The organism is Chloroflexota bacterium, from assembly GCA_015478725.1.
Classification (GTDB): Bacteria; Chloroflexota; Limnocylindria; order Limnocylindrales; family CSP1-4; genus C-114.
Genome location: JADMIG010000003.1, coordinates 103,315 through 128,553 on the forward strand (window position 1 = coordinate 103,315; position 25,239 = coordinate 128,553).

Annotated in this window: 24 protein-coding genes; 16 read left to right on the forward strand and 8 right to left on the reverse strand. The window is 71.5% G+C overall.

Annotation, left to right across the window (positions count from 1 at the left end):
- Positions 1-13: 13 nt before the first annotated feature.
- From IVW53_04440 to IVW53_04460, 5 genes are all read left to right on the forward strand, one after another.
- A complete protein-coding gene (locus IVW53_04440; GenBank protein MBF6604814.1) occupies positions 14-1,696 on the forward strand; it encodes a DUF885 domain-containing protein in 1,683 nt (560 codons plus the stop codon).
- Between the two features lie 232 nt (positions 1,697-1,928).
- A complete protein-coding gene (locus IVW53_04445) occupies positions 1,929-3,296 on the forward strand; it encodes an aspartate aminotransferase family protein (protein ID MBF6604815.1) in 1,368 nt (455 codons plus the stop codon).
- A 17-nt stretch (positions 3,297-3,313) separates the two neighbouring features.
- Positions 3,314-4,084 carry an IclR family transcriptional regulator gene (locus IVW53_04450; protein ID MBF6604816.1) on the forward strand — a complete coding sequence of 257 codons (771 nt, stop codon included), beginning with the start codon at positions 3,314-3,316 and terminating at the stop codon, positions 4,082-4,084.
- 38 nt (positions 4,085-4,122) lie between these two features.
- Entirely contained in the window at positions 4,123-5,085 is a 963-nt protein-coding gene (locus IVW53_04455) for a mechanosensitive ion channel family protein (protein MBF6604817.1), read from the forward strand.
- A 166-nt stretch (positions 5,086-5,251) separates the two neighbouring features.
- Complete coding sequence (locus IVW53_04460; GenBank protein MBF6604818.1) at positions 5,252-5,911, forward strand: hypothetical protein; 660 nt, start codon at positions 5,252-5,254, stop codon at positions 5,909-5,911.
- Positions 5,912-5,944: 33 nt separating this feature from the next.
- On the opposite strand, the gene IVW53_04465 is transcribed toward IVW53_04460, so the two are convergent.
- Positions 5,945-7,183 (reverse strand): AAA family ATPase, encoded by a 1,239-nt coding sequence (locus IVW53_04465; GenBank protein ID MBF6604819.1) that lies wholly within the window; start codon positions 7,181-7,183, stop codon positions 5,945-5,947.
- Between the two features lie 9 nt (positions 7,184-7,192).
- Positions 7,193-8,623, reverse strand: a complete 1,431-nt coding sequence (locus IVW53_04470; GenBank protein ID MBF6604820.1) for a hypothetical protein — start codon at positions 8,621-8,623, stop codon at positions 7,193-7,195.
- A gap of 161 nt (positions 8,624-8,784) precedes the next feature.
- Between IVW53_04470 and moaA the strand changes: the two genes are divergently transcribed.
- Together moaA and IVW53_04480 are read left to right on the forward strand one after the other, a co-directional pair.
- The gene (gene moaA / locus IVW53_04475) at positions 8,785-9,837 is read left to right on the forward strand and encodes a GTP 3',8-cyclase MoaA (protein MBF6604821.1); all 1,053 of its coding nucleotides are present in this window, start codon (positions 8,785-8,787) and stop codon (positions 9,835-9,837) included.
- Between the two features lie 366 nt (positions 9,838-10,203).
- Positions 10,204-11,094 carry a purine-nucleoside phosphorylase gene (locus IVW53_04480; GenBank protein MBF6604822.1) on the forward strand — a complete coding sequence of 297 codons (891 nt, stop codon included), beginning with the start codon at positions 10,204-10,206 and terminating at the stop codon, positions 11,092-11,094.
- A gap of 31 nt (positions 11,095-11,125) precedes the next feature.
- On the opposite strand, the gene thyX is transcribed toward IVW53_04480, so the two are convergent.
- Both thyX and IVW53_04490 read right to left on the reverse strand, forming a co-directional pair.
- Positions 11,126-12,013, reverse strand: a complete 888-nt coding sequence (thyX, locus tag IVW53_04485; protein MBF6604823.1) for an FAD-dependent thymidylate synthase — start codon at positions 12,011-12,013, stop codon at positions 11,126-11,128.
- Positions 12,014-12,098: 85 nt separating this feature from the next.
- Entirely contained in the window at positions 12,099-12,530 is a 432-nt protein-coding gene (locus tag IVW53_04490) for a cyclic nucleotide-binding domain-containing protein (GenBank protein ID MBF6604824.1), read from the reverse strand.
- 116 nt (positions 12,531-12,646) lie between these two features.
- Between IVW53_04490 and IVW53_04495 the strand changes: the two genes are divergently transcribed.
- From IVW53_04495 to IVW53_04505, 3 genes are all read left to right on the forward strand, one after another.
- Positions 12,647-13,069, forward strand: coding sequence for a cyclic nucleotide-binding domain-containing protein (locus IVW53_04495; GenBank protein ID MBF6604825.1), 423 nt, complete (start codon positions 12,647-12,649; stop codon positions 13,067-13,069).
- Entirely contained in the window at positions 13,057-14,571 is a 1,515-nt protein-coding gene (locus IVW53_04500) for an NAD(P)-binding domain-containing protein (GenBank protein ID MBF6604826.1), read from the forward strand. The genes IVW53_04495 and IVW53_04500 overlap by 13 nt, the downstream gene beginning before the upstream one ends.
- 262 nt (positions 14,572-14,833) lie before the next feature.
- Positions 14,834-15,457 (forward strand): LysE family transporter, encoded by a 624-nt coding sequence (locus tag IVW53_04505; GenBank protein MBF6604827.1) that lies wholly within the window; start codon positions 14,834-14,836, stop codon positions 15,455-15,457.
- A 6-nt stretch (positions 15,458-15,463) separates the two neighbouring features.
- Here IVW53_04505 and IVW53_04510 read toward each other — a convergent pair whose 3' ends face one another.
- Positions 15,464-16,096: a class II aldolase/adducin family protein gene (locus IVW53_04510; protein MBF6604828.1), complete on the reverse strand. Its 633-nt coding sequence runs from the start codon at positions 16,094-16,096 to the stop codon at positions 15,464-15,466.
- A gap of 96 nt (positions 16,097-16,192) precedes the next feature.
- On the opposite strand from IVW53_04510, the gene IVW53_04515 reads away from it, so the two are divergent.
- Positions 16,193-17,209, forward strand: coding sequence for an ABC transporter ATP-binding protein (locus IVW53_04515; GenBank protein MBF6604829.1), 1,017 nt, complete (start codon positions 16,193-16,195; stop codon positions 17,207-17,209).
- Positions 17,206-18,072, forward strand: coding sequence for an ABC transporter permease subunit (locus IVW53_04520; GenBank protein ID MBF6604830.1), 867 nt, complete (start codon positions 17,206-17,208; stop codon positions 18,070-18,072). Before IVW53_04515 ends, IVW53_04520 begins: the two co-directional genes overlap by 4 nt.
- Before the next feature lie 25 nt (positions 18,073-18,097).
- Here the strand turns inward: IVW53_04520 and IVW53_04525 are convergent, their stop codons facing one another.
- Together IVW53_04525 and IVW53_04530 are read right to left on the reverse strand one after the other, a co-directional pair.
- A complete protein-coding gene (locus IVW53_04525) occupies positions 18,098-18,625 on the reverse strand; it encodes a DNA-3-methyladenine glycosylase I (protein ID MBF6604831.1) in 528 nt (175 codons plus the stop codon).
- 162 nt (positions 18,626-18,787) lie between these two features.
- Positions 18,788-20,911: a SpoIID/LytB domain-containing protein gene (locus IVW53_04530; protein MBF6604832.1), complete on the reverse strand. Its 2,124-nt coding sequence runs from the start codon at positions 20,909-20,911 to the stop codon at positions 18,788-18,790.
- A gap of 130 nt (positions 20,912-21,041) precedes the next feature.
- On the opposite strand from IVW53_04530, the gene IVW53_04535 reads away from it, so the two are divergent.
- The gene (locus IVW53_04535) at positions 21,042-21,563 is read left to right on the forward strand and encodes an alpha/beta hydrolase (protein MBF6604833.1); all 522 of its coding nucleotides are present in this window, start codon (positions 21,042-21,044) and stop codon (positions 21,561-21,563) included.
- 80 nt (positions 21,564-21,643) lie between these two features.
- On the opposite strand, the gene IVW53_04540 is transcribed toward IVW53_04535, so the two are convergent.
- A complete protein-coding gene (locus tag IVW53_04540) occupies positions 21,644-22,894 on the reverse strand; it encodes a DEAD/DEAH box helicase (GenBank protein MBF6604834.1) in 1,251 nt (416 codons plus the stop codon).
- Between the two features lie 527 nt (positions 22,895-23,421).
- Between IVW53_04540 and IVW53_04545 the strand changes: the two genes are divergently transcribed.
- The 3 genes from IVW53_04545 to IVW53_04555 all read left to right on the forward strand — a co-directional run bounded on the left by IVW53_04545 (position 23,422) and on the right by IVW53_04555 (position 25,180).
- On the forward strand, positions 23,422-24,036 hold the full coding sequence (locus tag IVW53_04545; GenBank protein ID MBF6604835.1) for a DNA repair protein: 615 nt from the start codon (positions 23,422-23,424) through the stop codon (positions 24,034-24,036).
- Between the two features lie 128 nt (positions 24,037-24,164).
- On the forward strand, positions 24,165-24,536 hold the full coding sequence (locus IVW53_04550) for a nitroreductase family deazaflavin-dependent oxidoreductase (GenBank protein MBF6604836.1): 372 nt from the start codon (positions 24,165-24,167) through the stop codon (positions 24,534-24,536).
- Between the two features lie 50 nt (positions 24,537-24,586).
- Positions 24,587-25,180 (forward strand): TerB family tellurite resistance protein, encoded by a 594-nt coding sequence (locus IVW53_04555; GenBank protein MBF6604837.1) that lies wholly within the window; start codon positions 24,587-24,589, stop codon positions 25,178-25,180.
- The last annotated feature ends 59 nt before the right edge of the window (positions 25,181-25,239 follow it).

Genomic DNA, 25,239 nt, shown 5'->3' on the forward strand with positions numbered 1-25,239 from the left:
GGAGTGCCGAATCGTGACCGACGACCAGCCCCTCAGCGCCGTCGACGCCTTCGCCGATCGATTCTGGGACTCGATCCTCGAGCTCCAGCCGACGACCGCCACGGTCTACGGCGACGAGCGCTACGCCGATCGGCTCGAGGATCCGAGTGCGACCGGCCGCGCGCGGGCGGTGGACCTCTGGCAGCGGACCCGCCGCGAGATCGCGACGCTCGACGACCGCGGATGGTCCGTGGAGGAGCGGATCACGCTCGACATGATCGGCGTCGTCTGTGATCTCGGGCTCGAGCAGCACGAGCAGCGCACGGACATCCTCGCCGCGGTCGACCAGATCAACGGTCCGCAGACGCTCCTCGCGGTCGTCGCCCAGTTCCAGCGAGCGGACACGCCGGATCGCTTCGCCGCCTACGCCGCCCGCCTGCGGGCGTATCCGGCGTTCATCGCCGCCACCATCGACCTCCTCGCCGAGGGTCTCGAACTCGGCCTCACGGCGACGAGGATCGTGGCGGAGCGGACGATCGCCCAGCTCGAGCGCGTCCTCGCCTCGCCGGTCGAGGAGTCGCCGATCGTCACCTACGCCCAGGTCGCCTCGGAAGCGGATCGGACGATCGTCGCCGACCTCGTCCGGGACGTGGTCCGGCCGGCGGACGCGGCGTATCTCGCGGCCCTCCGCGGCCCGTATCTCGGCGCGACGCGGATGGAACCGGGCCTCTGGTCGGCACCCGATGGCGACGCGCTCTACCGCACCGCGATCCGGGCCTGGACGACCGTGGACATGCCGGCCCGCGAGATCCACCGGATCGGGCTCGAGGAGCTCGAGTCGATCGAGATCGAACGGCGGGTCATCGCCCGGGCGGCCGGCTTCGGCGACGACACGGCCGCCTACCGGGCGGCCCTCGACGCCGACGCGTCGAACACCCCGCGGACGAAGGACGAGATGCTCGTCCGGGCGCGGGAGGACATCGATCGGGCGATGGTGGCGGCACCGCGCTTCTTCGGGAGGCTGCCGCGCACGGCCTGTGAGGTTCGGCCGGTCGAGGAGTTCAAGGAGGCGGACTCGCCGTTCGCCTACTACTACCCGCCGGCGGCTGACGGATCGCGCACCGGGATCTATTACGCCAATGGCTACGATCTGCCGAGCCGCTCGTTCTCCAGGCTCGCCACGACGACCTACCACGAGGCGGTCCCGGGTCACCACTTCCAGATCGCCCTCGAGATGGAGAACCCGCAGCTGAATCGCTTCCGGCAGCTCGGCTCGCGGATGGTCGGCGGCGCGTACGTCGAGGGCTGGGGCCTCTACAGCGAGCGGCTCGCCGACGAGATGGGCCTGTTCCGCTCGGAGGCCGAACGGTTCGGGATGCTCGATGCGCAGGCCTGGCGCGCCGCGCGCCTCGTGGTCGACACGGGGATGCATGCGCTCCGCTGGTCCCGCGAGCAGTCCGTCGAGGCGCTCCTCGCGGCCGGGCTGTCGATGACGGACGCCACGATCGAGACGGACCGCTACATCGTCTGGCCGGCCCAGGCGCTCACGTACAAGCTCGGTCAGCGAGTGATCGAGGAGCTCCGCCGTGAGCTCACCGCCCGAGACGGCTCGCGGTTCGACATCCGCGTCTTCCACGACGAGGTCCTGGGTCACGGTTCGCTGCCCCTCGCAACGCTCCGGCGGGAGCTTCCTCGCTGGGTGGCCGAGTCCGTCTGAGGGCGTCCGGCCGTCGGGAGTGGTTCCGACGCATTCCTGTCGCATTCATCGCGCGACCGACGGATTCCGGTGCTGGCAGGCGCACGGACCACGAATATCGCGTTGACGCACCGGCGGAACGTGTGCCACCATGCGAGGCGGCGCGTCCCACCCTGCGCACCCACCGCTGCCGGCGTGGCGGGCGCGCCGCGCCGGATCCCGGCGCGTCCCGCCGCCGCATCGTGGAGCGATCATGGCCACCCACCCCGCCGCCCGCACGAGCCCCGTGCTCGACCGATCCCGCCAGCACGCGATGTACGAGCGTGCATGCCGTGTCCTGCCGGGAGGCACGGACTCGAACTTCCGGGCCTGGGGAGAGGAGACGATCTACGTCGATCGGGGCAGCGGCGGCCGGGTCTGGGACATCGACGGCAACGAGTACGTCGACCTCCGGATGGGATACGGGCCGGTCATCCTCGGCCATGGCGACCCGCGCGTGGACGACCACGTCAACGAGCGGATGCGCCGCGGGGTGAGCTTCAGTCTCACGAGCGAGGACGAGGTCCGCGCGATCGAGCTCATCTGCGAGATGACCGGCTGGGTGGAGATGGCCCGCCTCACCGTCTCCGGGACGGAGGCGACGATGCATGCGATGCGCGTCGCCCGCGGATATACCGGTCGGACGAAGATCGTCAAGTTCGAAGGCCAGTACCACGGCGTCCACGACTACGCCCTCATCAGCGTCGGCCCGAACGACATGAGCGAGCTCGGCGACCGTGACAACCCGGTCCGCCTTGCCTGGGGTCGCGGCATCCCGAAGGAGATCGCGGAGACGGTCATCCCCGTGCCGTTCAACGATCTCGAGACGCTGCGCCGGGTGTTCGAGCGCGACGGCGACGACATCGCTGCGGTCATCGTCGAGCCGATCCTCGGCAACGCCCAGGCGATCCTCCCGAGGGAGGGGTTCCACGAGGGCGTCCGGGCGCTCACGAAGGAGTTCGGCGCACTGCTCATCTTCGACGAGGTGAAGACCGGGTTCCGCCTGGCCCTCGGCGGCGCGGCCGAGTTCTTCGGGGTCACCCCGGACCTCGCCACGTATGCCAAGGCGATGGGCAACGGCTATCCGGCGGCCGCCTTCGGCGGGACTGCCGAGGTGATGAGCGTTCTGCCGGATCGGGTGAGCCACGGCGGCACGTACGCCGGCAACCGGGTCGCCGCGGCGGCCACGGTGGCGACCCTGGGGATCCTCCGCGACGGGACGGTCCTCGAATCGATCCGGGCCCGCGGCCGCAGCATCCAGGCGGAGCTGGGCCGCATCCTTCGCGCGAAGGGTCTCGCCCACACGTTCACCGGGGTCCCGGCGATGTTCGGGATCGTCTTCGCCGAGAAGGAGATCCGCGAGTACCGCGACTGGGCGGACACGGACCACGAGCTCTACGACGCGATCGCCGCCGGGATGCACGCTCGCGGGGCGATGCCGGAGCCGGACAGCCGCGAGCCATGGTTCCTCTGCGCCGCCCATGACGACGCGGACGAGGCGAAGGCACTCGAGGCCTTCGAGGGGTCGCTCGAGGCGGCGCTCACGGCTCGGGCGCACGATGTGCTCGCCGTGGCACGCTGAGTCCGGGGGCCCGGCACGTGGTCCTCGACGGCAACGCCGTGCGGTCCGTGGATCGGGCCGCGACCCTCCTCCTCGCCCTCGGCGAGTCGCCGGGTGAGGTGGGTGTCACGGAACTCGCCCGACGGCTCGGCCTCCACAAGTCCACGGCATCGCGGCTCCTCGCGACGCTCGAGCGTCGCGACCTCGTCGAACAGGACGACGATACGGGAAAGTACCGCCTCGGACTCGCTGTCATCCGTCTCGCCGAACGCGCCGAGCGGACGCGCGACCTGCGGAGCATCGCGATGGCCGAGCTCGAGCGCCTCGCGCGGGTCACTCGGGAGATGGTCGGCCTCGCGGTCCTCCACGCCGACGGCTGTCTCACGATCGCCCAGGCGAACGGCTCGAGTGTCGCGCCCGACGGTGACTGGACCGGCCGGACGAGCCCGCTCCACTGCGTCGCGACCGGCAAGGTGCTCCTCGCCGCCCTCGCCGAGCGCGAGGTCCTGCGGATCGCCCGACGCGGCCTCGAGGCGCGCACGGAACGGACGATCACCCGCCTCGAGCCGCTCCTCGAGGAGCTCGCCCGCGTCCGCCGTCGCGGCTTCGCCACGGCGTTCGGCGAGTTCGAGGCGGGGATGAACGCGGTCTCCGCGCCGGTCCACGACGCTCGGGGTGGGGTCGCCGCCGCGGTGGGGGTGTGGGGAGAAGCCTGCCGGGTCGTCCCGGCCCGGGTGCCGGAGATCGCGGCCCAGGCCCGCGCCGCCGCCGCGGCGATCTCGATCCGGCTCGGTGGCGCTGCGGCCTGAGCGTCCGCGCGGTCGGCGGTCCACGGTAGGCTAGCGCCATGCCGGACTTCAATCGCGCCCCGTGGCCGGCGCTCGGGTCGTTCGCCACGCGGACGCTCGTCCCGATCGTCATCGTCATCGTCGTCGCCTGGATCTTCCTGTGGCTCGCCGAGCGGTATCTCGGGGCCCTGGTGCGGCGACTCATGGACCGCGAGCGGCGCGAGGGCACCGCGCGCGAGCTCTCAGCGGTCGAGATCGAACGGCGGATTGACACCGTCTCGTCGCTCGCCGTCGCGGTCGTCCGTGTCCTCGTCGTGACGATCGCGATGATCTCGGTCCTCGGCAACTTCGACGTGAACATCGGGCCAGCGATCGCCGGCCTCGGCATCGTCGGGATCGCCGTCGGCTTCGGGGCGCAGAGCCTCGTCAAGGACTACCTCAACGGTGTCCTCATCCTCGTCGAGAACCAGTTCGCCCGGGGCGACGCGGTCCAGATCGCCGGCGTGAGCGGCGTTGTGGAGGACTTCACCCTCCGCCGGACGACCGTCCGGGACATCGACGGGGTCGTCCACTCCGTGCCGAATGGGGAGATCACGGTCGCCTCGAACCTGACCCGACTGTGGGCTCGCATCAACGAGGATGTCGTGGTCGCCTATGGCACGAACATCGAGCGGGCGACGGAGATCGTCAACGAGGTGGGTCGCGAGATGGCCGCCGATCCGCTCTGGGCGGAACGGGTCCTCGAGCCGCCGCGCGTCGAACGCGTCCAGGGCCTTGGTGAGTACGGAATCACCCTCAAGGTCCTCGGCGCAGTTCGGGCGGAGGCGCGCTGGGATGCCCCGGGCGAGCTGCGCAAGCGCCTCCTCGTCGCATTTCGAACCCATGGCATCGAGATCCCGCGTCCGCAGCGGGTCGTTCTCTCCGCCGACCCGACCACCGGCCCCGGCGGAATGACTCGTCCCGCCGATCCGCCGCCGGACCTCCCGGTCGAGCCGGGCGGGGACGCACCCACGGGGGACTGAGCGGACCGACCACGTCCGCCGCGCGATCCCGGTCCGGCGGCCCGTGCCGCCTGCCGCCGGCCATCGTCAGCCGCGTAGAATGCGCCCGTGGCAGGCAGGAGGTCAGCGGTGAGCGTCGAGTGGTCCGCGTCGGACCCGTGGGCCGCCGGCCGAACGGAGGACTGACGTGCCGTTCCCGTTCCGCCGGAAACCCATCCAGCCGACCGAGCCAGCGCCCGCGCCCGCGCGCGGCTCGATCGCCACTCCTCCGCGAGCGTCCGAGGCGAGCCGGGCGTCCAGTGGCATCGCCTTCGACGGCCTCACCGAGGAGTGGCGGCTCATCGGGCTCATGCACGTCGAGGGCCGGCTGTCGGACGTGCTGAATCGGCGCGAGGCGATCGCGATCAGCGATGTGTCGTGGGCCCCGATCGACGGGTCGGAGGGGTTCTCGCCGGTGCCCGGGCTCAAGAGCATCGACCCGTACGATCTCATCATCGTGCTCGCCGGCGAGGGGACGCTGCCGGACCTGTCCGACGACGAGAAGGTCGCCCATCGGATCCACAAGATCCCCTACGACGTCGCGCTCGAGGTGCCGCCGTTCCGCGTCCTCGGGACGGTCTACCTCTACCCGGGCTCGGATCCCGACCGGCTCCTCGATCGCGCCAGCGAGATGTTCCTCCCGGTGACGAGTGCCCAGGCGCTGCTCGGCGATCGGGAGGTGGGCGACGCGGACGTGGATGTCGTCCTCGTCAATCGCTTCTACCTTCGCGGCGCGGCGCAGATCGACAAGCGGACGAAGCAGGCTGCCGTGCCGCTGCCGGGCCTCCCGCTCGGGGGCGCGAGCTGACGGCGAGCAACGCGGATCGCGCGGCGGCGAGCGTCAGGCCCTGACGACTTCCTTCTGCCGCCCGAAGAGCGTCCGGAGCGCCGCCTTCGCCACGCCCCCGTCCGTCGTGCCCGCGGGGTTCACGAGGCGTGTCGCCAGGTCGGCGAAGTCCTCGCTCACCTTCTCGCGGGGGAAGCGTTCGACGACCGTTCGACCTTCGTTCGCGGCTCGCACGAAATACATCCCGCCGGAGCGGATCGTGGCGAGGGCGGGCATCCCGACCGTCCGTTCCATGTCCGCGACGGAGACACCGCTGTTCGCCCGGTTGACGATCATCGCGAGGCGTTCGTGGATGCCGAGTTCGGTGGCCGCGTCGCGCAGCTGGACGGCGGCCCGGATGGCCGGAACATCCGGCGTCACCGGGACGAGGATCCGGTCGGCGCGCTCGAAGATCGCCCGGTTGAGGTCCGAGTAGCTGGGATGCAGGTCGACGATGACGTAGTCGAATCCCCGGCGGCTCGCCGCGATCGCATCGCCGACGCGGCCGGGCTCGAGGATCTCCGTGTGGAGCGGGGAGTTCGTGAGCGACACCACGCGCATCCCGTTCGGGTGCGACGCGGCGAGCTCGACGAGCGACTCGGCATGTGATCCTTCGGCCTCGTCGCGCCAGCTGTCGACGACCGTGCGGACGTTCTCGAGGGAGAGCGACGTCGATACATGGCCGGTCACGGTGTCCGCGTCGACGAGGAGGACCTTGAGGCCGCAGTTCACCTGGATGGCGGCCGAGAGGTTGGTCGCGATCGTCGTCTTCCCCACGCCGCCCTTCGGATTGAAGATCGCGAGGACCTGCGCCCGACGGTTCCACGCGGCGCTGTCGATCGGTCCGGACTCGATGATCCCGCCGCTGCCATCGTCGACCGTCTGCGAGCGGATGAGCATCGCCTCGATGCGCCAGCGGAGCGCCTCGACAGAGTACGGACGGGTGAAGTACTCGTCCGCGTCGGCCTTCGCGACGGTGAGGCGAGACGACCCGAGCGATGCGGGGGCGACGACCATGAGGGCCGGGACGGCGCGACCGGCGTCATGGAGGACCGCGTAAGCGTCCAGGGCGGCGTCGAAGTCGCGCTCGCCGTCGATGATCGCGACCGCGACGTCCCGGCGGGAGGACAGGAGGGCCTCGAGCCCTTCGGGGCCGTCGACCGCGACGGCGTCGAATCCCGCGTCGGTGAGGTAGGCGGTGACGGGCGTACGTTCGTCCGGTGGCAGGACGACCGCGATGGCGTGACGTGTCACGGCCGGCGATCAGCCTTCCGACTCGGGATCGCGGGCGGAGACGTTGAGGACGCCGTCCCCGCTGTTCGTGATCCGCGCACCGAACCCGGGCAGGCTCGGGATCGCGTCGCCGAGTCGAAGGGCGGGATCGTGGTTCACCGCGAACAGGAAGTCGCCGTCGGGCCCGGACGACACGCCGACCGAGCGGACTCCGGGCAGGCGGGTGAGGTGACGCTTGAAGCCCGCGATGCTCGAGACACTGACGAGTCCGACGACGACGATCTGGGTCGACTCGACCGGCATTGTGGCGGTCGCCTGGCGTTCGGCCGCGGGGCGCTCGGCCGCTGGATGCTGGCGCTCCGGGACGAGATCGGCCAGCCGCGCACTCAGGGCGTCGTCGTCGATGACGGCGTAGTCGCCGTTGTCGCCGACGGCTGTCGCCGCCTCTGCCTCCGCGGCGTCGGGGGCGGACGCTCCGAGGGCCTCGAGCCGCGGATCGCGGTCCCAGCCGGCGTCTGCGCCACTGTCCGTGACGGATCCCTCGGATGCGTCGACAGCGACCTCGGCGGCCCCGACCGCGATCTGGGCGGCGACCTCCGCGGCCTCGCCGGCGGCATCCACGGGCGCAGGTTCGGAGTCTTCCCGGGCGTCGTCGACGACCGCGGTCTCCGGTCCGTCTCCCGCATCCACGAGCTCCATCGCAGCGGCGCCGAGGGTGGCTTCGGCCTGCCGGTCGGGCGCGTCGGCAACGAGGGCCGGCGGGACGGTCCCGGCGACGATCTCGTCGACATCGACGGCCGAGGCGAGGAAGGTGGGCGGCTCCGGCAGGTTTCCGGCCATCGTCGCGATCCGGGTCGGGTCCTCCTCGGCGCGGAGTCGCTCGAAGAAGCGCTCCATATCGGTCTCGAACGCGGCCACTTGACCGTGGATGCGCTCGATCTCGCGTTCGATGACGGCCGCATGAAGCTCGAGGTGGTGTTCGAGTTCGGTCTTGCGTCCGCCGATCCGCACCTCGGTCTCCTCGCGGACTCGGGCGATCTCCGCCTTGGACCATTCGCGGATCGAGGCAACGTCGTCGTCGGTACGCTTGCGGAGCTCCGACACCTGGCTCGCGGAGCGACCGTGGATCTCCTCGACGAACGTCTTCGCCTCGGTTGCGAACTGGCCGAGTGTCTGGGTCCGCGCCGTCTCGGCGGCCGCCTGCATCGCCCTGGTCAGGTCGGCCAGGAGCCGGTTGGCAGGCCGTCCGACGGGGGCCGGAGCGGTCGCGCTTGCCGGCGGCACGGATCCGACGGTCTCCTCGAGAGCGACCGGGATCGCGTCCGCGGCTGGACGCTCGGCAGCTTCAGGTCCGTCGGCGTCGGCCGCGCCGGATCCGTCGAAGCCGCCATCGTCGGCGGTCGATCGCTGTTCCGAGGTCCAGGGGAGCCGGAAGCCGGCCCGCTGGTCGGTGGTCGCCATGGTAGGAGGTCGCCTCCACGTTTGGACGGTGCCGCTGGTCATCAGGGGCGTGGCCGCATCGTATGGAGCAGAGGTGGTCCGGGGCAGTCCGCTAGAGGTACCACGGTCCCGGTCCAGTGGTACCGCCAGGCCGGTTCCGCGGTCCGGCGTACCATGGCCCGATGGATCGAGTCCTCGTCCCGCTCGAGGCGCTTCGTCGGCCGGTCGATCGCCTCGGACGGCCGATCCACGACCTGCGGATCTCGGTGACGGACCGCTGCAACTTTCGCTGCGTGTACTGCATGCCCAAGGAGGTCTTCGGGCGGGACTTCGCGTTCCTGCCGCGCGATCAGGTCCTCACGTTCGAGGAGATCGAACGGCTGGCCCGCGTCTTCGTGGGCCTCGGCGCGGCGAAGCTCCGGATCACCGGCGGAGAACCGCTCGTGCGGCGCGACCTGGCGGTCCTCGTCGAGCGCCTCGCGACGATCCGGACGCCGGACGGGGGATCGGTGGACCTGACGCTGACGACGAACGGATCGGCGCTGGCGAGGCTCGCCGCCGAGCTCGCGGACGCGGGCCTGCGGCGCGTGACGGTGAGCCTGGACTCGCTCGACGACGCGACGTTCCGGATGATGAACGACGTGGATTTCCCGGTCGATCGGGTGCTCGAGGGGATCGCCGCGGCCCGCGAGGCGGGCCTGACCCCAATCAAGATCAACATGGTCGTCCGGCGCGGGCTCAACGAGTCGAGCATCGTGCCGATGGCCCGCTGGGCGCGGTCGGCGGGCGTCATCCTCCGCTTCATCGAGTACATGGACGTCGGCCACACGAACGGCTGGCGCCTCGACGATGTCGTGCCGGCCGCGGAGATCCTTGCCGCGATCGCCGCGGAGATGCCCCTCGAGGCGATGCCGCCGAATTACCGGGGCGAGGTCGCCGACCGCTGGCGGTATGCCGACGGATCGGCGGAGGTCGGCGTCATCGCGTCCGTCACCCGACCGTTCTGCGGCACCTGTACCCGCGCCCGGCTGTCCGCCGACGGAAAGCTCTACACGTGCCTGTTCGGCACTGTCGGGCACGACCTCCGCGCGCCGCTCCGCGCCGGCGGATCGGACGACGATCTGCGCGATGCGATCGCGGCCGTCTGGGGCGACCGGAGCGATCGATACTCGGAGTTGCGGACCGCTGCGACGACGGACACGCCGCGCCCGGAGATGTTCGCCCTCGGCGGCTGAGCCGGGACTGACGTGGCCGCCGATATCCACGAGTTGTCCACAGTCGCCGCGACTTCGTGGAAACCTGCGCCGAGGCCCGGCGCAAGTCGTGGATAAGCGCGTTGACCCGGCCCACCGGTCGGCCCTACTGTTGGTCTTGCCCGAAGGGGCCAGCGAGACCGGAGACCCCGAGATCACATCAAGGACCTCTGGCCAGCGCGGTCGCTTCGGGCGCTTCGTTTGTCCGCGTGTGCGCCGGCTTCACCGCCGACCCGCGTGTGGCAGCCCGGCGGGACGCGATCGGCATCCCGGTGTCGATACTCCCGTCGGGCCGACGAGGCTCCCGGACGACACCCTCCGTGCGCCGCCGTGGGCTACGCTGCATCGATGACCGACCGGCCAGCCGGAGCGCCCCTGTCCGCCGACTTTCCCGCGCCGATCCAGCCCGCGGATCAACCCGTCCGGCTCGACGCCCTCGTGGCCGCCGTGCGCGCGCGGACGGCGCTCGTGCCGCGGGTCGGGATCGTCCTCGGTTCCGGGCTTGGCGGGCTGGCGGACGACCTGCAGGAAGCGACGTCCATCCCCTTCCACGAGCTGCCAGGCTGGCCCGCGGCCACAGCGCCCGGACACGTCGGGCGTCTGCTCCTCGGTCGGCTCGACGCGACGCCGGTCGTCATGCTCCAGGGTCGGTTGCATCTCTACGAAGGCAACGATGCGGGTCTCGTCGTGCAGCCGATCCTCCTCATGGGCAGACTCGGCGCCAGCACCGTGCTCCTCACGAACGCGGCCGGCGGACTCGACCCCACGTTCGGTGCCGGCACCCTCATGGTCATCGCCGATCACATCAACATGACCGGCCGAACGCCGCTCCTCGGACAGAACGCGGATGCGATCGGCCCGCGCTTCCCGGATCTGACGGACGTGTGGAGTCCGGCGCTTCGCGGCCGTCTCCACGCGGCGGGTCGCGCCGAGGGAGTGGGGCTGCGGGAGGGCGTGTACGTCGGCCTCCTCGGGCCGAGCTATGAGACACCGGCAGAGGTGCGGATGCTCCGAGCGTGGGGTGGCGATGCGGTCGGCATGTCGACGGTGCTCGAGGCGATCGCCGCTCGCTGGGCCGGCCTCGAGGTATGCGGCGTCTCGCTCGTGACGAATTCCGGGGCCGGCTATTCGGGCCTGCCCCTGAGCCATGAGGAGGTCCTCGCGGCGGGAGCCGAAGCTGGGCCCCGCCTCGCCAGGGTGATCCGACGGTTCGTGCGCGAGCTCGGCGCGGCGGACTGACCCCCGGCCTCACCCCGGGGACCCCGCCGGATCAGCGGACGGGCAACTCCCGACCGCTCGTGCGCGCCGCGCGCGCCGACGCTGCCCACGCTCCGAGCACTCGGTCCTTGTGCGGCCGGATGGGGCAGTGCTCGTCGCGGTTGCCCATCTCGTCGCAGTAGCCGAGTGGCACGCATTTCGGGGCGAGGAAGCTGCCGAGGAACGGGCTCACCGCGAAGACCTCGTGGCGGATGAGCTGGAAGAGTCGCCGGATCTCCCACTGCGCCATCGTGCAGAGGCGGAGGCCGCTCATATGGATGAGGGCCCGCAGGTTCGCCGTCATGACGAGGTTGGTCCGGGTGGCATTCGGAAAGACGAATCGGGCGTCCTCGCCGGGGATGCCGGCCGCGACGAGATCGCCGTACAACTCGAGTGACCCCTCGATCTGGCCCTCGTACCGTTCGCGGAGCTCCGGGTCGGCGTCCTCGAGTGTCGCCGGCAACATCGTCGAGGCACCCTTGAACTTCACGTACCGCTGGCTCTGCTGGTCGAATGCCACTCCGGCGCGATGGCGGACCAGCTGATGCGACAGCGTCCTCGACACCCCGCTGATGCCGAACGTGAACACGATGTGTTCGATCGTCGAGCCGTGTCCGGACTCGATCACCCCCTTGATGAGCCGCTCCTGCTTCGCGGCCTCGATATCGCCGGAGGCGGCGCGGCGGAAGATCTCATCGGGCTCCATCTCCGAGTAGCACGTCCGGCAGGCGGTGTAGATGAGCGGGACGTAGTACCGCTCGACGATCTCGCGGTCCGGGAAGAGGAGGGTCGCCTTCATGCCGAGCTCGCGGCGGCCGGGATTGCGAGGGATCGCCGTCTTCGCGCGCTGCCCCCCTGCAGGCGGCGTGGGAACAGGCGGGTCGGCGGCGCGCGAGGTCATCGTCCGGTGAGTCTACCCGGGTCGACGGTGCGCGGCTGCCGCCGCATGGAAGGCTGTCCAGGCGCGTGTGACGCGTCGGCACAGCTCAATGGCTCGCATCCTCGGTCACCGCCCGGAGCCGCGTCGCGACCCCCCGCAGGATCGCCAGTGCGACGCCCGGCTGCTCGGCGAGGATCGTCTCGAGATCCCATGACGCGAGGGCGAGGAGGTCGCTCGGCTCGTCCGCGACGACGGCGGCGACCCGCGGACCGCGATCGAGGAGCGACAGCTCGCCGAAGAAGCCGCCGGGCTCGATCGTCGCGAGGAGCCGGCCGTCTCGAACCACCCGCACCCGACCGTTGACGACGAGGAAGAACCCGGTCCCGACCTCTCCCTGCCGGGCGATCGTGCGGTCGGCCTCGAACCTCACGGTCGAGGCCGCATCGGCGATCGCGGCGAGCCCGGCGTCCGGGACGCCCTCGAAGAGTGCCACGCTCCGCAGGAGGCGGATCCGATCCGCCCTGGACAGCTCCGTCATCGGCCGATCCTCTCGTCCGGTCCGCTCAGCGGCCGCGTCGCGCGGACGCGCTCCGTATACGATGGCAGACCGAGGGTCCGCCGGGTAGCCCCGACCCGACGTCGCACGGAGGCGGCATGGCCAGCAGCGACGAGATCGCCGATACGCTCGCGGGATTCGCCCTCTTCGCCGACCTCTCCTCGGCTGCGCTCGAGGCGGTGGCCCACACGTTCGAGGAGACGTGGTACCCGGAGGGTGAGCGGATCCTCCGCCAGGGCCTCACGGGTTCGGCGTTCTTCGTCATCCTCGAGGGCGAGGCGGCGATCGTCGTCGACGGCTCGCGGCGGGCGACCCTGGGGCGTGGAGAATTCTTCGGCGAGGTGTCGATCCTCCTCGGCGAGCCACCGGTGGCGGACGTCGTCGCCCTCCGGCCGATGCGCTGCCTCGTCCTCGCCGGCCCGGCGGTCGAGGCGTTCCTCGTCAGCCAGCCGCGGGTCATGTACCGGATGCTCCAGGCGCAGGCGCGCCGGTTGCGGAACGCGAACCGGTGGCGCAGCTGATCGAGCGGCCGTTCGCACCCGGCGACTATCCGGTCGTCGTCGTGGGGAGCGGCCCGGGCGGCCTTCAGGTCTCCGCGGCACTCACCGGATACGGCATCGACCACGCGGTCATCTCGGCCGATCCGGCGCCCGGCGGGATGTTCCGCCGCTGGCCGTTCTTCCAGCGCCTCCTCTCGTGGACGAAGCCGTACTCGCCCGCGAGACGCTCGGATCGGGCGTTCGAGCGATACGACTGGAACTCGCTCGTCTCGGACGACCCGGCGCTTCGCGCCCTCCAGGTGGACCTCATGGACGGCTCGTCCGAGTTCCCGTCGCGACCGGAGATGGAGGCGAATCTCGCCACGTTCGCCGAGCGTTCGCGGGTCCGCGTCCGATACGGCTGCCGCTGGGAATCGACCCGCCGGGAGGAGGATGCGGACGGAGTCCGGTTCGTCCTCGCGACGTCGGACGGCGAGTATCGCTGCCGGGTCGCCGTCTTCGCCGTCGGGGTCGCCGAACCGTGGCGGCCGTCCACGCCGGGGATGGAGCTCGTCGCCCACTACGCGGACACGCGGCCGGCGGCGACCTACGCGGACCGCCGGATCTTCATCGTCGGCAAGCAGAACAGCGGGTTCGAGCTCGCCTCTGGGCTCCTCCAGTGGGCGCGTCGGATCGTCCTCGCCTCGCCGTCGCCGGCCAGGCTCTCCGTCAACACCCGCTCGCTCGTCGGTGTGCGAGCCCGCTACGTCCAGCCGTTCGAGGACCACAACCTCGGCGGGGGTGTCTCGATCCTCGACGCGGCGATCGAGTCGATCGAGTGCGCCGGTGATGGATTCCGCGTCCGGCTGCGACGGACAGACGGCGGCTCGGCACTTGTCGTGGACACGGACGAGGTGATCGCCGCGACCGGCTTCGTCACTCCGCTCGGCGACCTTCCGGAGCTCGGCGTGGCGACGTTCGGCCAGAGCCGCCTGCCCGCCCAGACGCCGTACTGGGAGAGTGCGACGGTGCCCGGCATCTCCTTCGCCGGCACCATCAGCCAGGGAGCCGCCGGCCTCCGGAAGCACGGCATCCCGGCGAACTCCGGGGCGGTGCACGGACACCGCTACAACGCCCGGGTCCTCGCCCGGCACCTCGCCGAGACGCGGTTCGGCCGCTCGGTGCCGCGGCCGACGGTGGCGCCGCGGGATGCGCTCGCGTTCTGCCTGGACGAGCTGAGCGGCGGTCCGGAGCTGTTCCATCAGCGGGCGTATCTCGCCCGCGTCCTCAGCGCCGCACCCGAGGACGGGATCCGCGATGAGGGGATCGTGCCGCTCACCACGTTCCTCGACGGTCCGGGGCCGGACGGACTCGCCCTGACGATCGAGGCGGATGGCAGCGGAGCGATCTATCCGGTGTGTTACGTGCGTCGCTCCGGCGATGTCGTCGAGCATCGATTGGCGCCGCATCCGCTCCTCGACTTCACGACGATCGAGCATCGACGGGCGCTGTCCGACAGCCTTGCGAGCCTCGGCATCCGGTAGCGTCGCGCCGGCGCCCACGGCGATGGGCGACCGCTCGGACGACGCCGACATCGCGCCGCGACCGCCCGGACGTGCCGGCGATGCACGCGGTGGTGCATCCGTGTACGGTTCACCGATGCACCAGAGCGAACTCGACGCCACATGCCCCACGGTGTCGCCGGATCCCGTATCTGCGTTCCTCGACGGACCGCTCGCCCGTCACCGCCCGGCCTGAGCGCACCCCCGGAGGGACCGGCGTCCGGGTCCCGAGCGGGGCCGAACGGTGAGCGGCGCGTTCATCGCCCGCGTCTTCGCCGGCTACGGCGTCGCGATCCCGGTCGGCGCGATCGCCGTCCTGATCCTCGACGCGGCGATCCGGCACGGCTTCCGGATCGGGGCAGCCGCCGGGGCCGGGGCGGCGACGGCCGACGCCGTGTATGCGGCCCTCGCCGCGCTTGCGGGTGCGGCGATCGCGGCGCTCATCGATCCGGTGCAGACCGAGCTTCGGGTGCTCGCGGTCGTCATCCTCGTCCTGATCGCCGCACGCGGCCTGCTGGCGGTCCGATCGGGCGGCGCCGCCTCCCCTGGCGGTCCGCAGACGCCATCAGGCGGGCGCCGGACATATCTGCGTTTCCTCGGCCTGACGATCGTGAACCCGACCACGGTTGTCTACTTCGCGGCGCTCATCGTGGGCCTGCCGACGATCGGCGCTACGGCGTCCGAGCGGGCGGCGTTCGTCGTGGGCGCGGCGCTCGCATCGCTGTCCTGGCAGACGCTCCTCGCCTCGATCGGCTCGTTCGCCCATGGCCGGCTCTCGCCGCGGGCCCGTCTCGCGACGAGCCTCGTCGGGAACCTCATCGTCCTCGCCTTCGCCGCGAACATCGCCCGTGGCATCGCGTTCGGTTGACCGCGTTCAGGGCCGGCCGGCGGCCCGCAGGAGCACGACGTCACGGTGGACGCGGCAGAGGAGGTCGACGAGCTCGATCCGGTCGCCCGCGATCACCGGATCGGACCCGACCGCGATCGCCCCGTGACGCTCGAGGAGCACCGCGTTCGGCGGCTCGAGTCGGCCATCCGGGCCCCGATCGGTGAGCGCAGCGACCACCCTGGCGGCGAGTCGGTCGCTGCCCGGTACCTCCAATGGAACGAACGGCAGCCGGCCGAGGAACCGTGCCGTCTCCGGCAGGTCCGCCGGGTCCGGCAGGAGGCCGACGATCGTGAGGGCCAGCGAAGCCGCGAGGTGAGCGTGGACGATCGCGCGGACGTCCGGCCGGGCGGCATAGATCGCCCGGTGGATCGCGATGTCCGAGCTCGGCCGCGCCGCTCCGCGCCCACCTGCGACCGGCGGCCCGACCTGGGCGGCGAAGGGCACGACGATGGCATCCGTCGGGTCGAGGGCGTCCTTCCGGCGGCCCGACGGAGTGATGAGGATCCCGTCCTTCGTCCGCACGGAGAGATTGCCCTCGCTCGCCACGATCAGTCCGCGAGCGCCGAGCCGTGCGCCCGCGGCGACGAGGGCGGACCGGTGGGCGGCATATGGATCCATGCGGGGCATCGTCGCACACCGCCGCCTCGATCCGTCGTCTAGCATCCATCCGCGGGGCGGCTGTCGCCCCGGCCATCCAGCCGAGGACGATGCACGATGTCCGCTGCCTCGATCGCCGCCGCGAGTGCGATCCCGACCGCCGATGGACCCGCCATCGAGACCGACGGCCTGGCGAAGCGATACGGTCGGACGGTCGCCCTCGCCGGCCTGACGATGCGCGTGCGCCGCGGCCAGGTGTTCGGGTTCCTCGGCCCGAACGGCGCCGGCAAGACCACCGCGGTCAAGCTCCTGCTCGGTCTGGCGCGTCCCTCGGGCGGCTCCGGGCGGCTCCTCGGGGCGCCGATCGGCGATCGGAGGACGCGCGCCCGGGTTGGCTACCTGCCCGAGCTCTTCCGCTACCAGTCGTGGCTCACGGCGCGCGACGTCCTCGGCCTCCACGCCGATCTCGCCGGCCTCGCATCGTCGGAACGGCTGCACGCCATCGACGACGCCCTCGGCACCGTCGGCCTCGCCGATCGCGGCACGGACCGGGTCGGGACGTTCTCGAAGGGGATGCAGCAGCGACTCGGGCTCGGCGTCGCGCTCCTCGGCCGGCCGGCGATCGTCTTCCTCGACGAGCCGACGTCGGCCCTCGATCCGGTCGGGCGTCAGGACGTACGGGCGATCATCCACGCTCTCCGCGAGCGAGGCACGACCGTCTTCCTCAACTCCCACCTCCTCACGGAGGTGGAGCGGGTCTGCGACGAGGTCGCGATCGTCGACCGCGGGCGGGTCATCGCCGCCGGTCCGCTCGCCGATCTGCTCGGCGACGCGACCGTCCGGATCCGGACCAGCGGCGATCGGTCCGTCGTGCGGACCGCCCTCGAGGGGTTCGGCGCGATCGCCGAAGATCCGCCGTGGACGGTCGTCCGCGGCTGTCCGATCGAACGGGTGCCGGAGCTCGTGGCGGCGCTCGTCGCCGTCGGCGCGCCGATCTACGGCGTGGAGGCCGGTCGCGAGACACTCGAGGAGCGGTTCCTCGAGCTCCTCGGCCACGGCGCGACCGCCGGACCGGGGTCTCCCGGGGCCGCGGACCCCGAGTCCACGGCGGCCGCCGGTGGGGCGGCTCGATGAACGTCCTCCTCATCGCCCGGCTCACGCTCCTCGAGGCACTCCGGCGGCGGCTTCTCTGGGCGCTCATCACCCTCACGGTCGTGGTCGTCGTGCTCACCGGCATCGCCTTCGGGCTGCTCGTGGACAACGCCCACAGTCACGGCGTGAGCGAACTCGAGCTCATCGTCGGCGTGAGTCAGGTGCTCATCCTCGTGGCGTTCATGTTCAGCTTCGTCCTCGCCATGACGGCGGCGTTCCTCGGCGCGCCGGCCATCGCCTCGGACCTCGACACGGGGGTCCTCCTCGCGATCGCGGCGCGGCCGCTCCGGCGGGCGGACATCATCCTGGGCAAGTGGCTCGGACTGGCGGCGATCGCACTCGGCTACGCCGTCCTCGCCGGCCTGTCGGAGGTGGCGGTGGTCCGTCTCGTCAGCGGCTACGCGCCACCGGACCCACTGGGGGCATCGCTCTTCCTCGGCGCCCAGGCGATCGTCCTCCTCAGCGTCGCGATCCTCCTGTCCACCCGACTCCCGGCCATCGCCGGTGGGGCCGTCGCCGTCGTCCTCTTCGGCCTGTCATGGATGGCCGGGGTGATGGCGAATGTCGCATCCGTCCTCGGCCTCGACTCGCTCGCCGCGACGGCCCAGTCGAGCCGGTTCCTCCTTCCGCTCGACGGCCTGTGGCGGGGCACGGTCTTCGCGCTCGAACCGCCGGCCGCGATCCTCGCCCTCGGCGGGGCGGGGAGGGGCGTCGGGCGGGTCGCCACGAGCAACCCGTTCTTCGCGGCGTCCGGCCCGGAGCCGTCGTTCCTCTTCTACGCCGTTCTGTGGGTCGCCGTCGTCCTCGGCCTCGCGATCCTCTCGTTCCGCCGCCGCGAGATCTGAGCCGCGCGAGTCGGGGCTGCGCAGGTCAGCCGGGACCGAGGTAGCGGAAGCAGCCCGGAAGGTGGTCGTCCACGAGGCCGACGCTCTGCATGAAGGCGTACACGATCGTCGGTCCGACGAAGCGGAAGCCACGCCGCTGGAGATCCGCCGAGAGCGCCCGCGCCACCGTGGTCGTGGCCGGGATGTCGGCCGTCGTGGAGCCGGGCGCTCGCCGCTGCGGGGCCGCGGGCACCCGCGCGGCGAGGTACCCGTCGAACGACCCGTCCGTCGCGGCCACCGCGAGGAAGGCCGCTGCGTTCGCGATCGTCGCCTCGATCTTGGCCCGATTGCGGACGATGCCGGCGTCGGCAATCAGCCGATCGCGATCAAGCCGCCCGAAGGCCGCCACCGTGGCTGGATCGAAGTCGCGGAACGCGGCGCGGAAGGCGGCTCGCTTGTGGAGGATCGTCGACCACGAGAGGCCGGCCTGGAACGATTCAAGGGCGAGCCGCTCGAAGAGGGCGATGTCGTCGTGGACGGGGACGCCCCACTCGGTGTCGTGGTATGCCGTCATCGCCTGGTCCGGGCGGGTCGCGTCGGGCTCGGCCCACGGACACCGGGTCCGGGCCGGCCGCGTCGGATCCAGCGCCGATGTTGCTGCCACCGTCTCACTCCCGCTCGGTCCCCGGGGAGCCTACCGCAACCGCCCGGATCGCTGGTCGGTCAGTGCAGTCGGTCAGCGCACCTGGTAGAGCTCGCGGGGCGTGGGGAAGCTGTTCGCGTTGTACGGCGTCGGGTTGGCGGCTGATGAGACAGCCCACAGGCCGGGCAGATTGAACTGCCACGTGAGTCGCGCGAGCCCGGCCGCATCGGCGACGACGCTCCGCGTCGCGTAGAGGCTCCAGCGACCGCCGAGGAACCGCTCGATCCGATAGCTGATCGTGGCCGGAGCGAGCTCCGGTCGGGCCGGCCGGACGGTCGTCGTGAATGACACTGGGGCATTCCGCACGGCCGAGCTCACCCTTCCGTACGTCGTCGGCCGCAGCAGCGCGATCTGGCGGACGACGGTCCGGACGGTCGCGCTGACAGCCGCGGGCAGATCCGCGGCACCGCCGAAGACGACCCGGTAGTAGAGGTTCGTCGCCGGGCGATAGGCGAGGGAGGCGCGTCCCGACGCATCCGTGACGAGGTTCGCGATGGTCGACCAGGCGACGCCGTCGCGTGTCCCCTGGAGGGCGAACGCGCGGTTCGCACCGCTGCCGACGAACTGCACCGTGAGGGTGATGCCGCTCGACCAGGTGATGACCGGCGCGGAGGTGGTGAGTGCGATGGCGGTCGAGGGGGACGACACGGTGACGACCGCCGGCGGTTCCTGTCCGAGCGGGGGCTGGCCGGGGGACGTGGTCGGAGTCGGGGTCGGCTGGCCGGGGGACGTGGTCGGAGTCGGAGTCGGCGTCGGCGTCGTGCCGGGGGCCCCGGCGACGATCGCGCAACCGGCGAGCGTCGGCATCCCCACCGCCGGCTGCGGTCCGGGCGGGCAGACGTCCGGCAGCGGCGAGGTCGCGACGAGCGTGCTCCACATATATGGATCCGTGGCCGGGGTGTACCGATTGAAGACGGTCCGGAAGATCTCGCCGGAGACGGTCTGCATCCCGAGGGAGCCGCTGAGCGTCACGCTGATGAGCCGCCCGGAGACACCGCGGTTCGAGAGGTCGAGGGAGGCGAGCGTACCGACGTTGGTCCGTGGATCCGCGCCGAAGACGGCCGAGAGCTGGTCGTTCGTGTACGTCGCGGTCTGCCACGACGCCTGGGGCGACGTCGCGTCGTAGGCCGAGCCATCGGGGGCCCGATCCGGGGAGCCGCGGAGATAGCTGATCGGCTGGCCGTACACCGTCCCGGCGTCACTCACGTAGACGTTCTCGTTGTTCTCCGTCGCCCCGCCGTCGGAGGAATGGAATAGCGCCATGACGACCGTCGAGCCGGACATGAGGACCTGTCCCGCGGTCGCCGTGACGGCAGCCTGTGCCTGAGCCGACTCGCCGAACACCCCGCGGTAGACCTGCGAGCGCGTGTCGTCGTAGACGTCCCACGTCCCGCTCGCCGGGTGGAGGTGCGCCGCGGCGAAGCTCCGGGCGGCGATCGCCTGGGCGTTGAGCGCCTCGGACGGCCAGGAAGCCGGCATCTCGCAGGTCACGACGCCGAGGAGATACGTGTCGAGCGTGGTCTCGTCGATCGCGGTGACGCTGCCGCCGGTCGATCCGATGAGCAGGATGGCGCCGCGATACGTGTCGTAGTAGCTCGGCTTGAACCAGACCTGGAGAACCGTCGTCGTCGCCGAGGGCTGGATCCGGACGCTCGGACCGACCGGAGCCGTTGCAAGGACGGTGCCGTCCGCCGCGGCGATCGTCAGCTGCCACGTGACCGTGGGACCGGCGGACGGGGTCATCGTCGCCGAAGCCTCGGCGGGCCACGTTCCCGGCAGCCCGTCGACGGTCCACGTGCCGCCGTGAGCCACGACCTTCGCGGGACGCGCGGCGGTCGGGGTGAAGCCGTCGACGACGAGGATTCGGATCGGGGTCGTGGGATCGATCGCCCCGAGCGTCGTGTTCTGGTAGTACTGGGCGAGGATCTGCGGGGCGGTCTGGCCGGCGAGAGCCCGTCCGCGCGCCCCGTACTGCGAGAGACCCAGGCCGTGTCCGTATCCACGGCCGTAGAACGTGACGGTCGCCCCCGGCTGCGGCATCGCGCCCGGGACCGCCGCGACGCGCGAGGGTGCAGCAGCGATGGCGGTGAGCGCGACGGCGATGGCGATGAAGAGTGGCGCGATGGGATCGCCGGAGCGGGTCCCGCGTCGGTGCATGTGTTCAACCTCGATATGGCCGGGGCCGGGAGCGTGCGCCACCGGACGGCGCCCCGGCCATGGCCCAACCCTCCCAACCGCACCCCATCCGAACGGACCACTGCACGGCCGGGTGCTCGGTTACGCTGCGATGATGCATCCCCCTGTCCAGCTCGTCATCGGCCACGGTGCGTCCGGCTCGGCCGCGACGATGGAACCGTTCGCTGCCGGCCTCCGGATGCGGGGCATCACGGCCCGCGCGATCGACCTGCCGAAGCGGCGCGCCGAGGACGCTGTTGCTGCCCTGATGGCGCTGGCGCCGCCCGGTCCGGGAGTCGTCGTGGCCGGACATTCGTACGGGGGGCGAGTGGCCAGCCTCGCCGCGGCCGAGGCGTCCTACCGCGGCCTCGTCTGCTTCTCCTATCCGCTGCACCGGCCGGGATCGCCGGACGTGCTCCGGACCGCGCATTGGCCGGCGATCTCGTGTCCGGTGCTCCTCCTCTCGGGTGAGTCCGACCCCTTCGCGCGGATCGACCTGCTGCGAGCGGTGGTCGGGCTGCTGCCGCAGGCCGAGCTCGTCACGTATCCGCGGCTCGGCCATTCGCTCCTGCCCGTCCTCGACGTCGCCCTCGACCAGGTCGCCCGATTCGTGCGCGCGTTGCCGGTGCCCTGATCGCAGCGCCGCCGACCAGGCGCCGACGCGATCCGACCAGGCCCCGACGCGATCCGTCCTCCGGTCCGTCGTGACGGCCGTCAGCCTCGCGTCGCTGCGCCGCCTCGGCGCGGACGAGAACCGGCGCCGGTGCCCTCGCTGCCCGATCGCCGCGCGCCTCGGGCCGGCGGCGGGTCATCGCGATCGCGGACGGGGATGAAGCCGTCCTCGACCATCCATGGGATCGCATGTCGGAGGAGCCGCTGGATGCCGCGAAGGTACTCCGCCTCGTCGAGCGACACGAGGGAGATCGCCTCCCCGCTCGCGCCCGCCCGGCCGGTCCGTCCGATGCGGTGGATGTAGTCCTGCGGATGCGGTGGCAGCTCGAAGTTCACGACGTGTGGGAGGTCCTCGATGTCGAGGCCGCGCGCCGCGACGTCGGTCGCGACGAGAACCCGGATCTCGCCGTTCTTGAACCCTTCGAGCGCCCGTGTCCGTTCCGGCTGCGTACGATCGCTGTGGATCGCGACGGCCTGGATCCCCTCTCGGTCCAGTCGGCCGGCAAGCCGCGATGCGGCGATCTTCGTCCGGGTGAAGACGAGCACCTGACGCATGTCGTCGCGGCGGATGAGATGTGCAAGGAGCGCTTCCTTCCGGTCGCGGTCCACCGGGTAGACGATCTGGCGGATGGCCTCGAGCGTCGTGTTCCGCGGCGCGACCTCGACGGTCGCCGGATGGTGCATGAAGGTCGCCGAGAGCGAGCGGACCTCGTCGTTGAAGGTCGCCGAGAAAAGGAGGTTCTGCCGCCGTTCCGGGAGGAGGGCGAGGATCCTCCGGATGTCCGGGATGAACCCCATGTCGAGCATCCGGTCCGCCTCGTCGAGGACGAGGATCTCCACCTGGCCGAGGTTCGCCGTCCGCTGGCCGACATGGTCGAGCAGCCGGCCAGGCGTGGCCACGAGGAGTTCGACACCGGCCCGAAGCTCCTTGAGCTGCGGCTCGATCGGTACTCCTCCGTAGACGCTCGCCACGCGGAGCGGGACGTAGCGGCCGTAGTCGGCCGCCATCGTCTCCACCTGCATGCACAGCTCACGGGTCGGGGTGAGGACGAGTGCCCGGACCGGGTGCCTGGCGGGTGAGAAGCTCGTGTTCGCGTGGAAGCGCAGCCGCTCGAAGATCGGCAGGACGAACGCCGCGGTCTTGCCCGTCCCCGTCTGCGCCGCGGCGAGCAGGTCGCGACCTTCGAGGATGAGCGGGATCGCCTGGGTCTGGATCGGCGTCGGGGCAGTGTACCCCTCCTCGGCTACGGCGCGGAGGAGGTCGGATGAGAGGCCGAGGGTATCGAAGGACAAGCAGCGGGCTCCGGGCGGCGTGGGCGCGGGTCGCCGGGCGCGCCGGATCGACCACCGCGGAGTCTACCGGAACGGCGCACGAGCACGGGGCGCGGGTGTGCGACGGTCCGTCAGGGTGAGACCCCGACCGACAGACCCCGGAGCAGCTGAGCTGACCGACGATGTCCTGCCCGCGCCCCCTCGTTCCCGCCGAATGCTCCTCAAGGGGTCGTTCGTCAGTCGGTTCCGGGCGAGTGGTCACCACCCGAACAGATGCCGGGTTCCGGGACCGGAAGACGAGACCGACCACGCACGAAGTCGTCGCCCGCCGCAGAAGCGGGTCGTTCGGTGGTCGACCAACGCCCGCCTGACGCACATCTGACAGTTTCAGCCGGTCTCGAGGCAGACGCCGCCAGCCGCCGCCGCCGCAGCCGGCTGGCGCAGCCGCAGTCGGCGGGGGCATCCGCCAGCCGCCGCCGCCGCTCCACTCGCGCCATCCGCTCGCGGTCCGGCGGTCGACGGGGCTTCGCTGCGGTACCATCCCAGCCATGTCGACGACCGCTCCGATCAGCCTGCCGTTCAGCGGCAACGATGAGGCCGATCGTCTCATCGCGGCGAATCCGCTCGCCCTCCTCGTCGGCTTCGTCCTCGACCAGCAGGTCACGGTGCAGAAGGCGTTCAGCGGACCGCTGGAGATCCAGCGCCGGACCGGCACGCTCGATGCGGCGACGCTCGCGAACATGGATCCGGAGGCGTTCGCCGAGATCTTCCGCCAGCGGCCCGCGATCCACCGCTTCCCGGGTTCGATGGCGGGCAAGGTGCAGGCGCTCTGCGCCGCCGTCGCCCACGAGCACGGCAACGACGCTGCCAGCATCTGGCGCGACGCCCACGATGCCCGGGACCTCGAGCGGCGCCTCCTCGCGCTGCCGGGGATCGGTCCGATGAAGGCGAAGACGATCCTCGCCGTGCTCGGCAAGCGGTTCGGGATCAAGCCCGCCGGTTGGGCCGAGGTGGCGCCGGAGCACCCGACCCTCGGCGACGTGGACTCGGCGGAGGCGCTCGCCCGGTATCAGGCGGGCAAGCGCGCCCACAAGGCCGCGCTCCGGGCGGGTGGTTCCGCACGGGACGCCGGGATCGCCGCGATGGAGGCGGGCGAGGGCTGAGGTCGCGTCGAGCGATCGATCAACCGCGTGCATGACCCACCTGCGCGGAACTGGCGTATGATGGTTGCGTCGTCAACCACAAAGGGCCAGACCGGCCCTGGTCGCCGAAGAGGTCCCGCAGCGCTCCCATGGACACCACCGTCTCCGCCGCCCTCCATCAGCCGCAGGTCATCGACATCACGACCATCGGTCGTCGCAGCGGTGAGCCGCGCCGGATCGAGATCGTCTTCCACGTCATCGATGGCCACTGGTACATCTCCGGGATGGTCGGTCGTGCGCGAGCCTGGCTCGCCAACATCGAGGCGGACCCGCGCATCACGTTCCACCTGAAGCGCGCAGTGGCGGCGGACGTTCCGGCCCTCGCCCGTCCGATCACGGACGAGGCGGAACGGCGGACGATCTTCCGCGAGATCGTCAAGACGTGGACGAACCAGGATCTCGAGGCGATGGTCGCCTCGTCGCCGCTCATCGAGGTGACGTTCCCGGACCTCGCCGCGTAGTCCGGCGGCCGCCCGGGGCGCGATGGCGCGAGGGGGCATATCCTCCGCCGATGAACCTCCGTCGCTTCCTCGCCTTGCCGCCGCCGACCACCTCCTCGGATCTATCCGACGTTGCCGCCGGCCCCGACGCCACATCCGGGCTCGAGGGGCTCCGTCCCGACGATCCAGAGGCCGCCGCCGTGCGCCGGATCGTCGCCCGGCTCGAGGCGATGCCGCCGGACCACGCGCGCCACCTCGCGTCGTACGCGTACATCCTCGCCCGGGCGGCTGCGGCCGAGTTCGACATCAGCGACGCGGAGACACGGACGATCGAGCGGCTCCTCGTCGAGCATGGCGACGTGAACGAGTCGCAGGCCGTCGTCGTCGCGGAGATCGCGAAGAGCATGGCGCGACTCGTCGGCGGCACGGAGGACTACCTCGTAACGCGCGACTTCGCCGAGCGATCCACGCCGGAGGAGCGCCTTGGCCTATTGCGCGCCTGCTTCGTCGTCGGTGCGGCGGATGAGTCCATCACGGCGAGCGAATCGTCGGTCCTCAACGAGATCGCGAACGAGCTCGGCGTGGACGCGGTCGCGGCGACGGCCCTTCGAGCCGAATTCGCGGACCGGTTCTCTGCCCTCCAGGCGCTGCGCCGGGGCCGTTGAGCGGTCGCCGGGCGGCGCCACCGCCCGTGCCCGGTGTGGCCACGGTAGTTGACAGTGCA

Excerpts from the sequence above, each read along its gene's own strand:
- IVW53_04470 (MBF6604820.1), bottom strand. The coding sequence starts at position 8,623 with ATGGCGACCACCGACCAGCGGGCCGGCTTCCGGCTCCCCTGGACCTCG.
- IVW53_04535 (MBF6604833.1), top strand. The coding sequence starts at position 21,042 with ATGATGCATCCCCCTGTCCAGCTCGTCATCGGCCACGGTGCGTCCGGC.
- IVW53_04490 (MBF6604824.1), bottom strand. The coding sequence starts at position 12,530 with ATGACGGAGCTGTCCAGGGCGGATCGGATCCGCCTCCTGCGGAGCGTG.
- IVW53_04555 (MBF6604837.1), top strand. The coding sequence starts at position 24,587 with ATGAACCTCCGTCGCTTCCTCGCCTTGCCGCCGCCGACCACCTCCTCG.
- IVW53_04545 (MBF6604835.1), top strand. The coding sequence starts at position 23,422 with ATGTCGACGACCGCTCCGATCAGCCTGCCGTTCAGCGGCAACGATGAG.
- IVW53_04515 (MBF6604829.1), top strand. The coding sequence starts at position 16,193 with ATGTCCGCTGCCTCGATCGCCGCCGCGAGTGCGATCCCGACCGCCGAT.
- IVW53_04525 (MBF6604831.1), bottom strand. The coding sequence starts at position 18,625 with ATGACGGCATACCACGACACCGAGTGGGGCGTCCCCGTCCACGACGAC.
- IVW53_04520 (MBF6604830.1), top strand. The coding sequence starts at position 17,206 with ATGAACGTCCTCCTCATCGCCCGGCTCACGCTCCTCGAGGCACTCCGG.
- IVW53_04530 (MBF6604832.1), bottom strand. The coding sequence starts at position 20,911 with ATGCACCGACGCGGGACCCGCTCCGGCGATCCCATCGCGCCACTCTTC.
- IVW53_04445 (MBF6604815.1), top strand. The coding sequence starts at position 1,929 with ATGGCCACCCACCCCGCCGCCCGCACGAGCCCCGTGCTCGACCGATCC.
- IVW53_04495 (MBF6604825.1), top strand. The coding sequence starts at position 12,647 with ATGGCCAGCAGCGACGAGATCGCCGATACGCTCGCGGGATTCGCCCTC.
- IVW53_04510 (MBF6604828.1), bottom strand. The coding sequence starts at position 16,096 with ATGGATCCATATGCCGCCCACCGGTCCGCCCTCGTCGCCGCGGGCGCA.
- IVW53_04455 (MBF6604817.1), top strand. The coding sequence starts at position 4,123 with ATGCCGGACTTCAATCGCGCCCCGTGGCCGGCGCTCGGGTCGTTCGCC.
- moaA (MBF6604821.1), top strand. The coding sequence starts at position 8,785 with ATGGATCGAGTCCTCGTCCCGCTCGAGGCGCTTCGTCGGCCGGTCGAT.
- thyX (MBF6604823.1), bottom strand. The coding sequence starts at position 12,013 with ATGACCTCGCGCGCCGCCGACCCGCCTGTTCCCACGCCGCCTGCAGGG.
- IVW53_04550 (MBF6604836.1), top strand. The coding sequence starts at position 24,165 with ATGGACACCACCGTCTCCGCCGCCCTCCATCAGCCGCAGGTCATCGAC.
- IVW53_04480 (MBF6604822.1), top strand. The coding sequence starts at position 10,204 with ATGACCGACCGGCCAGCCGGAGCGCCCCTGTCCGCCGACTTTCCCGCG.